General features: G+C 69.2%; 17 protein-coding genes and 1 riboswitch. Of the genes, 8 read left to right on the forward strand and 9 right to left on the reverse strand.

Translation table 11 applies throughout. The features are described 5' to 3' along the window. Positions 1 to 247 precede the first annotated feature (247 nt). On the forward strand, positions 248 to 1,774 hold the full coding sequence (locus tag ACIQRL_RS09290) for a globin domain-containing protein (protein WP_401329567.1): 1,527 nt from the start codon (positions 248 to 250) through the stop codon (positions 1,772 to 1,774). Between the two features lie 23 nt (positions 1,775 to 1,797). On the opposite strand, the gene ACIQRL_RS09295 is transcribed toward ACIQRL_RS09290, so the two are convergent. The 5 genes from ACIQRL_RS09295 to ACIQRL_RS09315 all read right to left on the reverse strand — a co-directional run bounded on the left by ACIQRL_RS09295 (position 1,798) and on the right by ACIQRL_RS09315 (position 5,660). Next, positions 1,798 to 2,280, reverse strand: coding sequence for an NUDIX hydrolase (locus tag ACIQRL_RS09295; protein WP_355848175.1), 483 nt, complete (start codon positions 2,278 to 2,280; stop codon positions 1,798 to 1,800). 183 nt (positions 2,281 to 2,463) lie between these two features. Further along, positions 2,464 to 3,369, reverse strand: a complete 906-nt coding sequence (locus ACIQRL_RS09300) for a LysR family transcriptional regulator (RefSeq protein WP_401329156.1) — start codon at positions 3,367 to 3,369, stop codon at positions 2,464 to 2,466. A gap of 216 nt (positions 3,370 to 3,585) precedes the next feature. Beyond that, positions 3,586 to 4,785, reverse strand: coding sequence for a cystathionine gamma-lyase (locus ACIQRL_RS09305; RefSeq protein ID WP_401329159.1), 1,200 nt, complete (start codon positions 4,783 to 4,785; stop codon positions 3,586 to 3,588). After that, positions 4,782 to 5,273: a low molecular weight protein-tyrosine-phosphatase gene (locus ACIQRL_RS09310; protein WP_401329161.1), complete on the reverse strand. Its 492-nt coding sequence runs from the start codon at positions 5,271 to 5,273 to the stop codon at positions 4,782 to 4,784. Before ACIQRL_RS09310 ends, ACIQRL_RS09305 begins: the two co-directional genes overlap by 4 nt. Positions 5,274 to 5,282: 9 nt before the next feature. Continuing rightward, positions 5,283 to 5,660, reverse strand: coding sequence for a phage holin family protein (locus tag ACIQRL_RS09315; RefSeq protein WP_401329164.1), 378 nt, complete (start codon positions 5,658 to 5,660; stop codon positions 5,283 to 5,285). Between the two features lie 81 nt (positions 5,661 to 5,741). On the opposite strand from ACIQRL_RS09315, the gene ACIQRL_RS09320 reads away from it, so the two are divergent. The 4 genes from ACIQRL_RS09320 to ACIQRL_RS09335 all read left to right on the forward strand — a co-directional run bounded on the left by ACIQRL_RS09320 (position 5,742) and on the right by ACIQRL_RS09335 (position 8,261). Beyond that, positions 5,742 to 6,059: a cupin domain-containing protein gene (locus tag ACIQRL_RS09320; RefSeq protein ID WP_401329167.1), complete on the forward strand. Its 318-nt coding sequence runs from the start codon at positions 5,742 to 5,744 to the stop codon at positions 6,057 to 6,059. 164 nt (positions 6,060 to 6,223) lie between these two features. Then, positions 6,224 to 6,436, forward strand: a complete 213-nt coding sequence (locus ACIQRL_RS09325; protein ID WP_401329170.1) for a DUF5326 family protein — start codon at positions 6,224 to 6,226, stop codon at positions 6,434 to 6,436. 549 nt (positions 6,437 to 6,985) lie between these two features. After that, on the forward strand, positions 6,986 to 7,723 hold the full coding sequence (locus tag ACIQRL_RS09330) for an IclR family transcriptional regulator (RefSeq protein ID WP_401329569.1): 738 nt from the start codon (positions 6,986 to 6,988) through the stop codon (positions 7,721 to 7,723). Between the two features lie 100 nt (positions 7,724 to 7,823). Then, a complete protein-coding gene (locus ACIQRL_RS09335; RefSeq protein ID WP_401329172.1) occupies positions 7,824 to 8,261 on the forward strand; it encodes an SsgA family sporulation/cell division regulator in 438 nt (145 codons plus the stop codon). A gap of 82 nt (positions 8,262 to 8,343) precedes the next feature. On the opposite strand, the gene ACIQRL_RS09340 is transcribed toward ACIQRL_RS09335, so the two are convergent. After that, positions 8,344 to 9,861 (reverse strand): YibE/F family protein, encoded by a 1,518-nt coding sequence (locus tag ACIQRL_RS09340; protein ID WP_401329175.1) that lies wholly within the window; start codon positions 9,859 to 9,861, stop codon positions 8,344 to 8,346. Between the two features lie 71 nt (positions 9,862 to 9,932). Continuing rightward, a riboswitch (TPP riboswitch) is annotated at positions 9,933 to 10,089 on the forward strand. Here ACIQRL_RS09340 and thiC point away from each other — a divergent pair. Further along, complete coding sequence (gene thiC, locus ACIQRL_RS09345) at positions 10,082 to 11,902, forward strand: phosphomethylpyrimidine synthase ThiC (protein WP_401329178.1); 1,821 nt, start codon at positions 10,082 to 10,084, stop codon at positions 11,900 to 11,902. It overlaps the preceding riboswitch by 8 nt. A gap of 57 nt (positions 11,903 to 11,959) precedes the next feature. On the opposite strand, the gene ACIQRL_RS09350 is transcribed toward thiC, so the two are convergent. Beyond that, on the reverse strand, positions 11,960 to 12,346 hold the full coding sequence (locus ACIQRL_RS09350) for a VOC family protein (RefSeq protein ID WP_401329572.1): 387 nt from the start codon (positions 12,344 to 12,346) through the stop codon (positions 11,960 to 11,962). A gap of 5 nt (positions 12,347 to 12,351) precedes the next feature. Beyond that, entirely contained in the window at positions 12,352 to 12,714 is a 363-nt protein-coding gene (locus ACIQRL_RS09355; protein WP_401329181.1) for a DUF1801 domain-containing protein, read from the reverse strand. A 187-nt stretch (positions 12,715 to 12,901) separates the two neighbouring features. On the opposite strand from ACIQRL_RS09355, the gene ACIQRL_RS09360 reads away from it, so the two are divergent. Further along, complete coding sequence (locus ACIQRL_RS09360; RefSeq protein WP_401329183.1) at positions 12,902 to 13,795, forward strand: LysR family transcriptional regulator; 894 nt, start codon at positions 12,902 to 12,904, stop codon at positions 13,793 to 13,795. 47 nt (positions 13,796 to 13,842) lie between these two features. Further along, entirely contained in the window at positions 13,843 to 15,354 is a 1,512-nt protein-coding gene (locus ACIQRL_RS09365; RefSeq protein ID WP_401329186.1) for a VWA domain-containing protein, read from the forward strand. Between the two features lie 234 nt (positions 15,355 to 15,588). Here ACIQRL_RS09365 and ACIQRL_RS09370 read toward each other — a convergent pair whose 3' ends face one another. Then, positions 15,589 to 16,452, reverse strand: a complete 864-nt coding sequence (locus ACIQRL_RS09370; protein ID WP_401329188.1) for a hypothetical protein — start codon at positions 16,450 to 16,452, stop codon at positions 15,589 to 15,591. Between the last annotated feature and the right edge of the window lie 41 nt (positions 16,453 to 16,493).

Here is a 16,493-nt window from a genome sequence, read left to right on the forward strand (position 1 = left end):
CACCACGTCGGCCGACAACGGCACTTCAGGCGGCGCCGGCGGGGGCGGCTGGTTCACGCCGCGCAATGAGCCGTCGGCTCCCAGCGGTGACCAGGGGGCATCCGACGGCCGACGACTGGCCGCGATGCGTCCGGTGGGCCGTTCGTCCTCGACGCGGGGGGAACCGGGCCGGGCCGTCCCCGAGCTACCGGCCTCCGGACAGGAGAACACCGAGCGGGCCGGACGGCGAACACCCCAGCAGGAACGAATATCCCCGGCCGGCGAAGCGCTCTCGCCAGCTCGTGGGACAGCGCCGGTGCCCCACGGGACAGCTCCCACCGAGACGCGAACTCATGGGACAAACCTCCCGCAGTCGCGACCGCGCGAAGCCGCATCTCCTGGAACGCGGCCTTCCGAGCCCCCGGAGGCCGAGCCCGTTCCGGCCGTGAAGCGCTTCCTTCCGCCGGCACCGTCCGAGCTGCGGCACTTCGAGCCGGAACCCGCCCACGAAGGGGTACGGCCTCGGTCGGGTCCCGGACAGACGCAATTCGGCTCTCTGCGGCCCTCAGGGACCTTCGCGCCCGAGCAAGGATCCCCGCAACCCCAGCACGGCCCTCCGCGGTCCGACGCCCTCCCTGAGCCCCTTGTGACGGGCCGACAGCCCGCTCCCGACCCCGAGGCGTCACCCGACGCCGTGCTGATCCGCCGGACGATGGCCGAGGTCGGTCACATCGCCGACAAGGTCACCTCCTACTTCTACGCGCTGCTCTTCGTGCGCCACCCGGAACTGCGCCCGCTCTTCCCCGTCGCGATGGACACCCAGCGGGACCGGCTGCTGAAGGCATTGCTCACCGCGGCCGAGCACATCGACAACACCGAGGTCCTCGTCGCGTATCTGCAGAGCCTCGGCCGGGGACACCGCAAGTACGGCACCCGGCCCGAGCACTACCCGGCCGTCGGCGAATGCCTCATCGGCTCGCTCGGCCGGTACGCCTCGGCGGTCTGGGACGCCGAGATGGAAGCGGCCTGGGTGCGCACGTACACGACGATCTCCCAGGTCATGATCGACGCGGCCGCCGCGGACGAGCTGCGCGCTCCGGCCTGGTGGTTCGCCGAGGTGGTGTCCCACGACCTGCGGACACCGGACGTCGCGGTCGTCACGGTCCGGCCCGACCGGCCGTACCCGTTCCTCGCCGGGCAGTACACAAGCCTGGAGACGCCATGGTGGCCACGGATCTGGCGGCACTACTCCTTCGCCTCGGCGCCCCGACCGGACGGCCTGCTGACGCTCCACGTGAAGGCGGTTCCGGCGGGCTGGGTCTCCAACGCGCTGGTGCACCGAGCCCGGCCCGGCGATGTCATCCGGCTGGGGCCGCCGTCCGGCTCGATGACCGTCGACCACACCACCGACAGCGGCCTGCTCTGTCTGGGTGGCGGAACCGGCATCGCACCCATCAAGGCCCTGGTCGAGGACGTCGCCGAACACGGGGAGCGCCGACCCGTCGAGGTCTTCTACGGGGCTCGCACCGATCACGACCTCTACGACATCGACACCATGCTGCGGCTCCAGCGGACCCACCCCTGGCTCTCGGTGCGCCCCGTCGTCGACCGGCGGGCCCATCTCCAGCTGCCGGACGCCGTACGCGAGTACGGGCCGTGGAACGAGTACGACGCCTACCTGTCAGGGCCGCCCGGCATGATCCGCAGCGGTGTCGACGCACTCAGGGAGATCGGCATCCCGTCGGACCGTATCCGCCACGACTCGGTGGAAGAACTCGTCACGACAGGCGACTGACCCCGCGACGGCTTCTCCTCGCGTCAGCCCAGGTCGGGTGCGTGCATGGCACGTACGCCCTCGATGTTCCCGTCGAGATAGTGCCTCAGCGACAGCGGTACGAGGTGCACGGAGGCGATCCCGACCCGGGTGAACGGGACGCGGACGATCTCGTACTCACCGCATGGCTCGTCCACCTCCGGACCGTGCCGCAGTGCGGGATCCATGGACTCCAGCCGGCAGACGAAGAAGTGCTGGACCTTCACCCCGGTCGCGCCGCCGTCGTCGCCGATGTGCTCGACCGTGTCGACGAAGCAGGGCACCACATCGACGATCTTGGCGCCGAGTTCCTCGTGCACCTCACGATGGAGTGCTTCGACGACAGTCGTGTCCTCCGGTTCGACCCCGCCACCCGGTGTGAGCCAGTAGGGATCGACGCCGGGCTTGGTGCGCTTGATCAAGATCAGGTCGTCACCGTCCAGCAGGACGGCGCGAGCGGTTCGCTTGACCACGGGTCGGACGGTCATGGGAGAAATGTGGCCCGGCTGGTTCCACGTGAAACCTCGCGCGGCCGCGATTCCGCGTGAAAGGTCCTGGAGCCCTTCCCGGGCCCCGAGGAACTGGGGACGGACTTCGCCCGCGGCGCCGCCGTTCGGTCCTCGGCGGCAGGCCGTGTTGCCTTGCGAAGCGGTTCCCGGTCCGTGCCCGCCTCAGCTCCAGTCGGAGGCCGCCCGCAGCAACCATTCGTGCGCCCGGGCGATGTGCGGCATCGCCAGCGTTCCGGTCCGGACGACAAGGAAGTACGTACGCAGCGGAGGCACCGCGGGGTCGAGGAGCGCCACGACGTCTCCGCGCTCGATGGCTTCGGAGCAAAGATATTTGGGCAGGACGGCGAGGCCGGCGCCCGCGGTGGCGCAGGCGAGGACCGCCCGCAGATCCGGGACGACAACCGTGCCGGCGGCGGCCGGCCGGCAGTCGAAGACCGAGGCCCAGTAGCGGGCGACGAGCGGCAGCGACTCGTGGACCTCGACGATGGGGAAGTCCTCGAGTGCGTGGGCCCCCTTGCGGCGGAGCTTGCCCGGACCGATTTCCGCGGCCCAGCGCGGAGCGGCGACCAGGACATGCTCTTCGTCGCAGAGCGGAGTCGCGGTGAGAAGCGCACCCCGTGGTTGGGCCGTCGTCATGGCCAGATCATGATGTCCGGCGGCGAGTCCCTCCATCGTCTCCTCCGCGTTGCCGAAGGAGGCGCGCAGCGCGAAACCCTGTCCGTCGTCGCCGGTCAGTTCCGTGAGAGCGGGCAACGCGCGTTCCGCGGTGAACTCCGGTGGCCCCGCGAGATGCAGTGTGCGCAGGGAAGAGTCCTCGTCGAGTCCGGTCTCGGCTATTTCCACGAGGGCATCGAGATGCGGCGCCGCCTTGTGGGCGAGTTCGTCGCCGATGGTCGTGGGGGTCACCCCGCGCGCTTGCCGCAGAAACAGAGGCCGCCCCAACTGGCGCTCCAGTGTGCGGATCTGCGAGGTGACGGCCGGCTGGGACAGGCCGAGCAGCGCGGCGGCGCGAGTGAAGGAACCGGCCCGGTGCACTGTCACAAAAGTGCGCAGCAAGGCCAAGTCCATGGTGCCCCTCCCCTTTCAGCACCCCCGCGCGAGCCCCAACTATAAATAAGTCGATAGGTCTCTGTCGCTACTGTGATTGGACACTGACACAGAGTCAACTAGCCTTGTTCGCGCGGTTCTTCGCGCGCGGAACCGGGACGGTCCGAGCCACGAGGGGGGAGGCTCGGACCGTCCGTAATACGTAGCGGGGGTACTGATCCCGCCGTCATGGCCGTTTCACTCGGCGGATGCGTCGAGGGCCCGCAGCACGTCCGCCACCAGGTCCTCGGGGTCCTCGGCGCCGGCGGAGAAGCGGATGAAGCCTTCCGGGACGGCGTCCCCGCCCCAACGGCCGCGCCGCTCCGCCGTGGACCGCACCCCGCCGAAGCTGGTGGCGTCGTCCACCAGGCGCAGCGCGTCGAGGAAACGCTCGGCACGCTCGCGCGAGGGCAGCGTGAAGGAGACCACGCATCCGAAGCGACGCATCTGCTGCGAAGCGATCTTGTACGAGGGGTCGTCGGGCAGGCCCGGGTAGCGCAGCCCCGTCACCTCGGGCCGGTCCCGCAGGACCTCGGCGATCGTCCTCGCGGTGGCGGTCTGCCGGTCGGCCCTGAGCTGGAGCGTGGCGAGCGAGCGGTGGGCCAGCCAGGCCTCCATCGGGCCGGGGATGGCGCCGACGACCTTGCGCCAACGTCGTACGGGAGCCATCAGAGCGGCGTCCCGCCCGGTCACGTACCCCAGGAGGATGTCGCCGTGCCCGGTGAGCATCTTGGTGCCGCTGGCCACGGAGAAGTCGGCGCCCAGCTCCAGCGGGCGCTGTCCGAGCGGGGTGGCCAGGGTGTTGTCCACGGCGACGAGCGTGCCCTGCGCGTGCGCGGCGGCGACGAGGCGTCGCAGGTCGCAGACGTCGAGACCCGGGTTGGACGGGGTCTCGATCCACAGCAGCTTCGCGCCGTCGAGCACCTCCAGCTGGGCATCGCCGGCAGTGGGGGCGGTGCGCACCTCGATGCCGTAAGCAGTCAGCTGTTCGCGCACCAGCGGCAGCACCTGATAACCGTCGTCGGGCAGGACGACGATGTCGCCGGCCCGCAGCTGCGAGAAGAGCACCGCGGAGATGGCTGCCATGCCGGAGGGGAAGGAGAGCGTTTCGACGGAGTCCAGTCCGGGCGCCTCCAACTCGCCGATGGCACGCTCCAGGAGCGTCCAGGTCGGGTTCTCGTCACGGCCGTACGTGTACGGGCCGGTGGGTTCACCGGGCAGATGGAAGTGCGCGGCGAAGACCGGGCCGGGAAGAGTCGGCTCGTACTTGACGGGCTCGGGCAGCCCGGCACGCACCGCCCGTGTGCCGTCGCCCGGCGTCGTCGCCCGGGTGCTCCCACTCTCTTCCGCCGGGTCCGTGCCCTCGCCGCTCGCCGTGACGAAATCCCCTGACGTCATGCCGATCGTCCCTCCACTCGCTCTTGTACCGCGGCGAGCAGACCTGGGCTCGCCGCCTCCACCATCTCAAGACATTCCTCGAAGCCGTCCATATGTCCGTAATACGGATCGGGGACGTCCAGGTCGCCGGCCGCCGTGGGGTCGTACGAGCGCAACAGCCGGATCTTCTCCGCGTCCTCGGCACTGGTCGCGAGGCGGCGCAGGGCCTTGAGATGGCCGGTGTCCAGGGCGACGACGAGATCGAGACGGGAGAACCACGAGGCCTGGAACCGCCGGGCCGCGTGGCCGCTCTCGTAGCCGCCCCCTTCCAGCACGGCGACGGTGCGCTCGTCGGCGCCGTCGCCCTCGTGCCAGCCGTCCGTACCCGCGCTGTCGACCTCGACCAGCTCCCCGAGTCCGGCTTCCACCACGTGGGCGCGGAAGACGGACTCGGCCATCGGCGAGCGGCAGATGTTGCCGGTGCAGACGAAACAGACGCGGTAGGTCATCGGACTCTCTCAGTCGTTGTCGGGCAGGACGACATTGAGCGCCCAGGAGACGACGGAGATGATCAGGCCGCCCAGGACGGCGGTCCAGAAGCCCTCCACGTGGAAGCTCAGGTCGAGCTTGTCGGCGAGCCACGAGGTGAGCAGCAGCATCAAGGCATTCACCACAAGGGTGATCAGGCCGAGCGTGAAGATGAAGAGCGGGAAGGTCAGTACCTTCACGACCGGCTTGACCAGGAAGTTCACCAGTCCGAAGACCAGTGCGACGAGGAGGAGCGTGCCTATCTCCTTGCCCGTGCTGTCGCCCGTCAGGGTGATCTTGTCGAGCAGCCAGACGGCGACGGCCAGGGCCCCCGCGTTGGCGAGTGTCTTGACTACGAAATTCTTCATGTGTCTGATCGTGGCAGAGAGATCGACTGGCAAGAAGGGGCTGTGGAAACAGCCTGCGGTGCACAAGAGCGGACGAGGGCGATGAAGGCATTCCGGCTGGACGAACTGGAGGCGGAACGCGCCGCCAACGATGGCGCCTACCTGCAGTTCCTGCGGGAGCGGAACATGTCGGTCGGGCTGTACGCGCTCGACGCGGGCGGCCTCGACCCGCAGAAGCCGCACGCCCAGGACGAGGTGTACTTCGTGGTGAGCGGGCGTGCGTCGATCACCGTCGGCCTGGAGACCACCCAGGTGGCACGGGGCAGCGTCGTCTACGTACCCGCCGGAGTCGGCCACAAGTTCCACCACATCACGGAGGATCTGCGGGTCCTGGTTGTGTTCTCTCCGCCCGAGAGCTGACCCACGTCTCAGGGTTCCCTAGGGGGACGGTCAGGGGAGGACAAGGGACGCGGGGTCACCGCACGGCCCCCTCTCCGGCCTAGCATCGGATGCGAGACATCAAAGAACCCGGAATCAGTGTCCCGGCGTTGGGGCCACGGGCTAGGAGAGGTAAGGACAGGGCGATGCGAGAGATCTTCAACGGTATGCCGTGGTGGGTGAAGTGGGTCGCGGTGCCGGTCATCGCCCTGGTGGTGTTCGGCGGCCTGATAGCGACCGTCGTCGGCTTCGTGATCGGCCTGCTCTTCAAGCTGCTCGTCTTCGTCGCGCTGGTCGGCGGGCTGATCTACATCGTGCGGAAGTTCATGTCGAGTTCCTCCTCGCACGGCGACTGGTGAGGCGCGAGAGGGTGAGCGACAGGTAACGGTGAAGGGGGAAAGGGAACCCAAGGTTCCCTCGGCCGGGGGAAGTTTTCGGCGAGGCCGTATGCGAGCGGTGACGGGCGGTTAGAGTCCGGAACTCGACGCGGGGTCGACCCCGCGGGCAGCGCACAGCCCCCTCCCGTGTCTCCCCGCACGGGCGGTCCTCCTCGCGCTTCGGAGTGCCCCTTGGCCATGGTTGACACCGCACCCGCACCATCAGTCGCTCCCCCTTTCCGGCGATCGGGCACGCCCGCGGCGGCACGCGTGCCACCGGTCCAGCCGCGTACGTCACTGGGGGAGCCGCCTCTTCCACGCGCGCAGCCGGCCTCGCCGAGGGAGCCGACGCCGCAGCGAACTCCGACGGCGGAGATGCCTGCTCGGCGCACCCCGCCTGCGGATGGGCTCACCGGACGCACCAGGCCGTCGGTGACCCACGGTTCGCCGTCCCCGGTCGCGGGGACGGCACGGCTCGCCCGTACTCGTCCTGCGGAGCCCGACGCCGCTCTGGACTCCCACCCCACCACCCTGATCGGCTCGGTCCAGCGGGCGATGCGTCTGCTGGAGGCCGTCGCCTCGCGTGAGCAGGGCGCACCCGCCAAGCAGCTCGCCAGGGAGGCGGGACTCGCGTTGCCGACCGCCTACCACCTGCTGCGCACCCTGGTCCACGAGGGCTATCTGCGCCGCGACAGAGGGCTGTTCTTCCTCGGTGAGGCCGCCGAGCGGCTGAGCAGCAGTGGAGCCCAGCAGAAACGTCGCAGCACGGTGAGGGACACGCTCGCGCACTGGCGCGACGCACTCGGCGCCCCCGTGTACTGGGCGGTCTACCGAGACGGCGAGATCGAGCTCATGTGTGTCGCCGACACTCCGGCGAACCCCGCGGTCGAGGAGTGGGCCGACTTCCGTGAGACCGGTCACGCCCATGCGATCGGCCAGTGTCTGCTCTCCCAGCTGGACGACAAGTCCCGGCGAGACCACCTCGATCGCTACCCGGTGCAGCCGATCACTCCGTACACGGTGCGTGACAAGGACCGTCTGCTGCGGCGCCTGGAACGGACGGGGCGGATGGAACCGGTGATCGAGCGGCAGGAGTACGCGCTGGGCACGGTCTGCGCCGCGATCCCGGTCACCGCGGGCAGTTCGGCCGCGGCCGTCGCCCTGTCCCTCCCTTCCCACCAGGTCGACCGACTGCTGCCCGCGGCACGGAAGTTGCAGAGCGAAGTCGGCAGGCTGCTAGGAACACTCGCCATCTCTATCAGTATCTGAAAACTCACTCCTTGTAATGCGGCATGCACGTTGAGCAAGATTTCCAGCAGTGTCAGGGGGACGAATCCTGGCCAGTCGATGGCAAACGACGGGGTAGGCGATGCGCGAGTCGGTGCAGGCAGAGGTCATGATGAGCTTCCTCGTGTCCGAGGAGCTGTCCTTCCGGATTCCGGTCGAGCTGCGCTATGAGACCGGTGATCCGTACGCCGTGCGGCTGACCTTCCACTTGCCCGGCGACGCGCCTGTGACCTGGGCGTTCGGGCGGGAGCTGCTGATCGACGGAGTCGGCAGGCCGTGTGGTGACGGCGATGTGCACATCGCTCCGGCGGACCCGGAGGCGTTCGGCGAGGTGCTGATCCGGCTTCAGGTCGGCGGCGATCACGCGCTGTTCCGGTCCGGGGCCGCGCCGCTCGTCGCGTTTCTCGACCGGACGGACAAGTTGGTGCCGCTCGGGCAGGAGCGCTCTCTCGCGGGTTTCGACACGTCTCTGGACGAGGCGCTCGACCGCATCCTCGCGGAGGAGCAGAGCGCGGGCTGAAGCCCCGGCAGCCCGGAGCGGAGGAACGCTTCCTCACAAGGGGCGCCCGTGCAGGATGGTTTCAGCGTTTCCGGCGGGCCGTTCAGTGCTTGCGGCGACGTCCCTTCCCGCTCCGTGCCGACGTCCTGGCAGCCGCCGGCTCCGCGGGGACGGGCGCCGTCCCTTCACGGTCCGCGGCGACCACGAGTGCGGCCAGTACGGTCGTCACCGGCACCGCGGCGACCAGACCGATCGATCCGACCAGGGTGCGCACGATCTCCTCGGCGACCAGTTCGCTGTTGGCGACGGTGCCCACGCTGCTCTGCGCGATCGAGAAGAGCAGCAGCAGCGGCAGCGCGGCGCCCGCGTAGGCCAGGACGAGCGTGTTGACGACCGACGCGATGTGGTCGCGGCCGATACGGATGCCCGCGCGGTACAGGCCGCGCCAGCCCATCGTGGGGTTCGCCTCGTGGAGTTCCCAGACCGCGGACGTCTGCGTCACCGTCACGTCGTCGAGGACACCCAGCGAACCGATGATGACTCCGGCAAGCAGTAGACCGCTCATGTCGATGGACGGGTACAGGCCGTGGATCAGGCCGGTGCTGTCGTCGGTGTTGCCGGTCAGCACGGCCCAGTCGATGAAGACCGAGCCCAGGAGGCCGATCAGCACCAGTGAGAGCAGGGTGCCGACCACCGCCACGGATGTCCTGGCCGACAGACCGTGACACATGTAGAGCGCGATCAGCATGATCGCGCTGGATCCGACGACGGCCACCAGCAGCGGGTTCGAACCCTGCAGGATCGCGGGCAGGATGAAGAAGTTCAGGATCATGAAGCTGATGGCCAGGGCGACCAGCGCCATGACACCGCGCATCCGGCCGATCACCACGACGACCACGGCGAAGATCACGGCGAGCAGTGTCAGGGGCAGCTTCCGGTTCGCGTCCGTGACCGAGTACTGGAGGTCCTTGGGGGCGGAGGGCTCGTACGCGACGACGACCTTCTCGCTCTGGTGCAACTGCCGTGACTGATCCGGCTGAACGATCTCGACGAACGTACGGCCCGTGTCCTTGCCGGTGTCGATCCGGACGGTCGCCTTCTTGCATTCACCCGCGGCCTGCTGCTGGGCGGAGGAGCCCTCGGCGGTGGAGGTGTCGCCCGTCGGGGTCTCCGCGGAGGCGTTCACGGACTTGCAGTCCACCTGGTCGATCCTGGTGACCGTCGCCTGCTGCGTCTGCCGGTCGAAGCCGACACCGGTGCGTTGGTGGGAAGGCGCGCCGCCGGGCCACAGCACCACGAGACCCACCGCGACCGCGGCGGCGAAGGGGATCAGTACCGCGGCGATGACCTTGCGCAGGTGCTTGGAGACCGGCGCGGCGGGACCGTGGCTGTGCGAGTGCCCGTGCCCGGCGCTGGAACCCTCGCCGTGTCCGCCGTCGGGACTCGCTCCGTGTCCGCCGTCGGGACCGTGGTGCTCGCCGCCGGCCCCGTGACCCGGACCACCACCCGGCCCATGTCCATGCCCGTGTCCGTTGCCGGAGTTGTGCCTGTGCGCGTCGTCGGAGCCCGGACGGCGCGGCGGCTCAGACGGCGGGAACGGATGCTGCTGCGTCGTTGTCACCGCCAGATCATCGCAAGAACGGCAAGGGCCCTCTGTTCAGCGCGCCAAATATGACGCTAGCGTGGAGGCACCTTTGCACACGCGGGAGCTCGGAGCACCGGGCTGAGAGGGCGCTGACCTCCGTCTTCGCGATGTTTCACATGAAACATCGACGAACGGAAGCCGCTGCGTCGACCGCTGAACCTGTTACCGGGTAATGCCGGCGTAGGGAGTAGGTCTCATGACCGACAAGGACGTACGCACGCCTGCCTCCAGCCAGACGGAGGGGGCTTCCTCCCCGTCCCTGAACAGCGAGGCCGGGAAATCCATCGGCTGGCACAAGGCGTACGTCGGGGGTACGCGTCCCGATCTGCGGGTGCCGGTTCGCCAGGTGCACCTCACCAACGGCCAGTCCGTGACGCTGTACGACACCTCCGGCCCGTACACCGATCCGACCATCGACACCGAGGTGCGCAGGGGGCTGGCACCGCTGCGCGAGAACTGGATCATCGCCCGCGGAGACACCGAGGAGTACACGGGCCGGCCCGTGCGCCCCGAGGACGACGGGATCAAACACACCGCCCCGCGCGGGGGGCTGCGCAACCTCGACGCGGTGTTCCCCGGACGGCCGCGCCAGCCGCGCAGGGGGCGCGCCGGGCAGGCGGTCACCCAGCTCGCGTACGCGCGACGCGGCGAGATCACGCCCGAGATGGAGTTCGTGGCGGTCCGCGAGAACGTCGACCCCGAGGTCGTACGGGAGGAGATCGCCGCCGGCCGGGCGGTGCTGCCGGTGAACGTCAACCACCCGGAGACCGAACCGATGATCATCGGCAAGCGGTTCCTGGTGAAGGTCAACGCCAACATCGGCAATTCCGCGGTCACTTCCTCCATCGAGGAAGAGGTCGAGAAGATGACCTGGGCGACCCGCTGGGGCGCCGACACGGTCATGGACCTGTCGACCGGCCGCAACATTCACACCACACGTGAATGGGTGCTGCGCAACTCCCCCGTCCCCATCGGCACGGTGCCGCTCTATCAGGCGCTGGAGAAGGTCGACGGCCGTGCCGAGGAGCTGACCTGGGAGATCTACAAGGACACGGTCATCGAGCAGGCCGAGCAGGGCGTGGACTACATGACGGTCCACGCGGGCGTGCGCCTGGCGTACGTGCCGCTCACCGCGAACCGCAAGACCGGCATCGTCTCGCGCGGCGGCTCGATCATGGCGGCCTGGTGCCTCGCGCACCACAAGGAGTCGTTCCTGTACGAGAACTTCGAGGAGCTCTGCGAGATCCTCGCCGCGTACGACGTCACCTACTCGCTCGGTGACGGTCTGCGTCCCGGCTCCATCGCGGACGCCAACGACGCCGCCCAGTTCGCGGAGTTGACGACGCTCGGGGAACTCAACACGATCGCGAAGCGTTTTGATGTGCAGACGATGATCGAAGGCCCGGGACATGTCCCGATGCACAAGATCAAGGAGAACATCGACCTTCAGCAGGAGATCTGTGATGAAGCTCCGTTCTATACGCTCGGCCCGCTGACGACGGACGTCGCGCCGGCGTACGACCACATCACTTCCGGCATCGGTGCCGCGATGATCGCCTGGTGGGGCACGGCCATGCTCTGCTATGTCACGCCCAAGGAGCACTTGGGCCTGCCCGATCGTGACGACGTCAAGACCGGCGTCATCACCTACAAGATCGCCGCCCACGCAGCCGACCTCGCCAAGGGGCACCCGGGTGCACAGGAATGGGATGACGCGCTCTCCGACGCCCGCTTCGAGTTCCGGTGGGAGGACCAGTTCAACCTGGCCCTCGATCCGGACACCGCAAGGGCGTTCCACGACGAGACGCTGCCGGCCGAACCCGCCAAGACGGCCCACTTCTGTTCCATGTGCGGGCCGAAGTTCTGCTCGATGAAGATCAGCCAGAGCATCAACGAGCGGTTCGGCGGTGACACGGCCGACGGTGCTTCCGCGGCGGAGATCTCCGAGGGCATGCTTCAGAAGTCCCGGGAGTTCGCGGAGGCGGGCAACCGCGTGTACCTGCCGTTGGCCGACTGAGCCGCTTCACAGGGGCGCGGTCCGGGGCGGGTTCCCGGGCCGTCGCCCTCGGTCCGGTCATTCCGTGACGTCCTGCGGGTACCAGCGCAGTTCCACCGTGTTGCCGTCCGGGTCCTGGACGTAGACCGAGGTGGCGGTGCCCCGCGCGCCGAAGCGTTCCACGGGACCCTCGAGCACGGTGAAGGATTCCGACGCGATGACCTCGTCCCAGTCCAGCGGCTCCACGGTGAGACAGATGTGGTCGACGTTGGACTCCCCGCGGGCGTGGGCGACCAGGTCGATGATGGTTCCCTCGGTGACCCTCACCGACGGGAACGGGACCTGGCCGCCCCGCCACTCGGCGACGCGTACGGGAGCCAGGCCGAGGAGTCCGGTGTAGAAGGCCAGGGACCGTTCGACGTCCTCGACGTTGAGGACCAGGTGGTCGAAGGCCTTCACGCGCACGGTGGTCACTTCGCCTCCAGGGCGACGGCGAGGCGGAGCCACTCGCTGAACAGGGCGGGGTCGATGTCGTCGGCACGGCTGAGTTTCACGGAGGCCATCCGGCGGGCTCCCGCGATCAGTCGGCCCGAGGGGTCGGTCACTTCCTGGCCGCGCCAGAGGCCGAAGGTGACGTACGACGTGTAGGCCTTGAGCAGGCAGACCGGGGTCCGGCCCGGCTTGTCCCCGAGGCTCCAGGTGGGGTGGCCGTGCCACAGTGCGCCGGAGTCGTCGGGGAGGGCCGAGTCGATGACAGGCCTGAGTCTCTCGCCGATGGCGCGCAGGGGGCCGTCGAGTTCGTTCACGTAGGCGGTGATGTCTGACGAGTTCATCTGGTCCCGTTCGGAAGGGTGTGATGGGTGGTACCGGGCACGCGTGCCGTGCGCCCGGGTGTCCGGGGGACTCGTCGGGTTCTCTCCGGAGGCCGGGTGGACGCCTTCTACGATCCGCCGCGGACAGTTCGCCATCAAGGCAAGATCGGTGTACGACCGTTGAGCCAGATTTAACGCCGGGGGATTCATGCTGGAGCGACTGGAGATCGAGGCCTTTCTTACGCTGGCCGAGGAACTGCACTTCGGCCGGACCGCCGAGCGGTTGCTGATCACGACCGGACGGGTCAGCCAGGTGATCAAGAAGCTGGAACGCAGAGTGGGCGGCTCGCTGTTCGAACGCAACAGCCGTTCCGTCCGGCTCACCCCGATCGGCCGACAACTGGCGGACGACCTGACGCCCTTGGTCGCCGGGATGGAAGCGGCGCTGCGAAGAGCAGCCGACGCCAGCCGTGGGGTCACCGGAGAGCTGCGGGTCGCCTTCCTCGGTGAGTGGACGGCACCCGCGCTGCTCAGGGCGGTCGGCCTGTTCGGAGAGCGGCACCCGGACTGCCGGGTCGACGTACGGGAGGTTCAGCTGTCCAACTCCCGGGCGAGCCTGCTGGACGGTTCGATCGACGTGCTGCTCGCCTCGTTCCCCTTCGACGGCATGGCCTGCGGGCCCGCGCTGCTGCGGGAGAGACGGGTACTGGCCGTGGCGGCCGGTCATCCGCTGGCAGGCGAGGAGCGGGTGTCCGTCGAGGTGCTCGCGGAACACCCCGTCGTGCAGTACCCACAGGTGACCTCGGCGGGGTTCAAGCGGGACCGCACACCGGAGCGCACTCCCTCGGGCAGGCCCGTTCCCAAGGGCCCGGTCGGCGGGTCGTTCTCCGAAATGCTGACCCTGGTGGCGATGGGCCGGGGCGTGCTCCCGGTCGGGGAGCACTCGCGGCAGTACTACCCCCGGCCCGATGTGGCCTACGTACCCCTTCACGACGCGCAGCCGATCGAGCGGGGACTGGTGTGGAGGGAGGGCAACACGACCGAACGGCTTCGCGCGTTCGTCCGGGCCGCGACGGATGCGGCAGGCGCTCCCCGCGCGTAGGCGTATCGCTCGGTTCCGATGGCGGATTCTCTAGGCAGACTGGGCGTATGACACCGACATCGATGAGCAAGGGCGCGAACATTCCCGTTGCCGCGCAGGAGGTGCAGGTCGTGCTCAGCTGGTCCGGGGGTCCCGGTGCGCCGGACGCCGATGCCTCGGCTCTGCTGCTCCGTGCGGACGGACGGGTGCGGGACGACGGCGACTTCGTCTTCTACAACCAGCCGAGGCACGCCTCCGGTGCCGTGCGTCATCTGGGGAAGCGGAGGGAGGGCGACGGGACCACGGACACCGTCGGGGTGGACCTGCGTGCTCTGGAGCCGGAGATCCAACGGGTCGTCCTAGGCGCCTCCGCCGACGGGGGCACCTTCGGCCGGCTGTCGGATCTGCGACTGAGACTGCTCGACGCCGCTACGGGGCAGGAACTGGCGCTGTTCGACATGGAAGCGACGACGGAGACGGCGTTCATCGGGGGTGAGCTGTATCTGCGGGGCGATCAGTGGAAGTTCCGCGCGGTGGGCCAGGGGTACGCCTCCGGACTCGCGGGCCTGGCCACCGACTTCGGGATCAGCGTGGACGAGGAGCCGGCTGCTCCCGGGAGCACGGGCGCCAAGGACGCGCCCTCCGGAGCCGTCGGCGCCGGAGGCGCCCCGTCCCGGTTCGAGGAGACACCTCGGGCGTCCCCGCCCGCCGTTCCGCCCCGCCCTGTGGTGACGCCCCCTTCCACGCCGATGCGCCCTTCCACGCCGGTGCCCTCGTCCTCCCCGATGTCCCCGGGCTTCGGCTCGGCTCCTCATCTCATCAAGGGCGAGGAGCGGTTGCCCGTGGACATGCGCAAGCGGCTCTCCCTGCGCAAGGAGCAGGTGGCGGTCAGTCTGCGCAAGCACGGGGCGGTGGGTGTCAGGGCCCGCGTCATCCTGGTCCTGGACGCGTCCGGGTCGATGTCGTTCCTGTATTCGAAGGGCGTCGTCGCCGATGTGGTGGAGCGCATGGCCGCGGTGGCCGCGCAGCTGGACGACGACGGAGAGCTGCAGGCGTGGACCTTCGCGTCGAACCCGGCCCGGCTGCCGGACCTTGCCCTGGGGGACCTGCCGGAGTGGCTGGAGCGCCATGTCCGGGTCGGTGAACTGACCTTGTTCCGGCGGAGCAAGAAGCCGCGGAAGGGGCTGCAGCCGGGCCAGGTGGACATGCGGGCGGTCGGGATCCAGAACGAGGAGCAGAAGGTGATCGCCGAGGTCCGGACGTATGTCCGCGAGCACCCGGCCGCCGATCCCACGCTGGTGCTCTTCTTCTCCGACGGTGGCGTCTACCGCAACAAGGAGATCGAGAAGGAGCTGCTGGAGGCGGTGGACGAGCCGGTCTTCTGGCAGTTCGTCGGGCTGGGGCGCTCCAACTACGGCGTTCTGGAGCGGTTCGACACGCTGCCGGGCCGACGCGTGGACAATGTGGGCTTCTTCGCGGTCGACGACATCAGCGACGTACCGGATCCGGAACTCTACGACCGGTTGCTGTCCGAGTTCCCGTCGTGGACGAGGGAGGCACAGCGACTGGGCATCATCTAGAAGACGGGCCGAGGCAGCGTCCGGCGCCCGCGGGACCGCCCCGCAGCTCCGTAGGGACCCGTACCCGAGGCAGCCGTACGAGGTACTCGCGAAGGCCGTACGGACTCGCGGCCTGCCCGTACGAACGCGCAGGCGTGACGCGGCCGTACTGGGCCCGCACGCGTGACGGCCGTGCGGGCCCGCGCGAGCGCGCGGGCCCTTTCCTCCCTTGAACCCGGCCGTCGGCCGACCGGGTCACTCGGGCTGGTGCTCCGGTCCCCCGAAGTCCGGGCTGGAGAAGTCCGGGCTGGAGAAGCTCGGGCGCGGACCGGCCGCGGGTCCGCCGTCGGGGCTGCTGAACCCCGGCCGGCCGTAGCCGAGGTGGGGGATACGGCTGGGAGCCGGTGCCGGGCGGCCCAGTGCCGCCGAGCCCGGGTCCGCGAGAGCTTCCCGGAGGAACGGCAGGATGCCGCGCTCCAGCAGGGCATCGCGCCAGGCTTCCCTGGCCCGGGTGACCTGTTCGGTCAGCTCGCCGCCCGCTCCGGCACGGAGCGAGGACGAGCTGTTGCGCAGTGCGGTCAGCAGCAGTCCGGCCGCGGCGACCAGAATCGCGGCCGCCGTGACCGCGCCGAAGACCCAGCCCGTGGCCAGGAGAGTCCTGGCGATGGTCGGCTCGGGATCGAGCATCTTCAGGACGTAGCCGACGAGCAGGAAGATCACCGCGGCTGTTCCGGCGAGGACGGGGGCGAGCACCGCGACGACGGCGACCGCGCCGGCACCTGCGGTCTCGGTGACCTCCCCCACGGTGGCGGCGAGCCCCATCGCGGTCGAGCCCGGCTCGGTGGAGCCGGCTTCCTCGTTCACGACCGGGGTGGACCGCACCGGGCGTCGCAGTTCCTCGCGGACCTTCACATAGTGCGCGTACTCGTCCGACGCGGCGGACGTGATGAGGACGGTCGCGTTGAGCGCCATGGTGCGCAGTTGTTCGAGGTTGAGCCGCTGGCCGACAGCGGCGAGTTCCGGGCGGTGTGGTGCGGAGCGCAGCGCCTCATCGAGGATCCGCTCGTATTCCTGGCGGTCCTCGCTCAGCAGGTGCTGCGGAACGCTGTTCATCTGCATCCCCCGATGCTCCGTAGGGCTGGTGGCTCGCACGCTGACGA

Origin of the sequence: Streptomyces sp. NPDC091209, from assembly GCF_044757755.1 — a bacterium.
GTDB lineage: Bacteria > Actinomycetota > Actinomycetes > Streptomycetales > Streptomycetaceae > Streptomyces.

Excerpts from the sequence above, each read along its gene's own strand:
- ACIQRL_RS09305 (WP_401329159.1), bottom strand. The coding sequence starts at position 4,785 with ATGACGTCAGGGGATTTCGTCACGGCGAGCGGCGAGGGCACGGACCCG.
- ACIQRL_RS09325 (WP_401329170.1), top strand. The coding sequence starts at position 6,224 with ATGCGAGAGATCTTCAACGGTATGCCGTGGTGGGTGAAGTGGGTCGCG.
- ACIQRL_RS09315 (WP_401329164.1), bottom strand. The coding sequence starts at position 5,660 with ATGAAGAATTTCGTAGTCAAGACACTCGCCAACGCGGGGGCCCTGGCC.
- ACIQRL_RS09335 (WP_401329172.1), top strand. The coding sequence starts at position 7,824 with ATGCGCGAGTCGGTGCAGGCAGAGGTCATGATGAGCTTCCTCGTGTCC.
- ACIQRL_RS09300 (WP_401329156.1), bottom strand. The coding sequence starts at position 3,369 with ATGGACTTGGCCTTGCTGCGCACTTTTGTGACAGTGCACCGGGCCGGT.
- ACIQRL_RS09360 (WP_401329183.1), top strand. The coding sequence starts at position 12,902 with ATGCTGGAGCGACTGGAGATCGAGGCCTTTCTTACGCTGGCCGAGGAA.
- thiC (WP_401329178.1), top strand. The coding sequence starts at position 10,082 with ATGACCGACAAGGACGTACGCACGCCTGCCTCCAGCCAGACGGAGGGG.
- ACIQRL_RS09295 (WP_355848175.1), bottom strand. The coding sequence starts at position 2,280 with ATGACCGTCCGACCCGTGGTCAAGCGAACCGCTCGCGCCGTCCTGCTG.
- ACIQRL_RS09310 (WP_401329161.1), bottom strand. The coding sequence starts at position 5,273 with ATGACCTACCGCGTCTGTTTCGTCTGCACCGGCAACATCTGCCGCTCG.
- ACIQRL_RS09365 (WP_401329186.1), top strand. The coding sequence starts at position 13,843 with ATGACACCGACATCGATGAGCAAGGGCGCGAACATTCCCGTTGCCGCG.
- ACIQRL_RS09370 (WP_401329188.1), bottom strand. The coding sequence starts at position 16,452 with ATGCAGATGAACAGCGTTCCGCAGCACCTGCTGAGCGAGGACCGCCAG.
- ACIQRL_RS09355 (WP_401329181.1), bottom strand. The coding sequence starts at position 12,714 with ATGAACTCGTCAGACATCACCGCCTACGTGAACGAACTCGACGGCCCC.
- ACIQRL_RS09320 (WP_401329167.1), top strand. The coding sequence starts at position 5,742 with ATGAAGGCATTCCGGCTGGACGAACTGGAGGCGGAACGCGCCGCCAAC.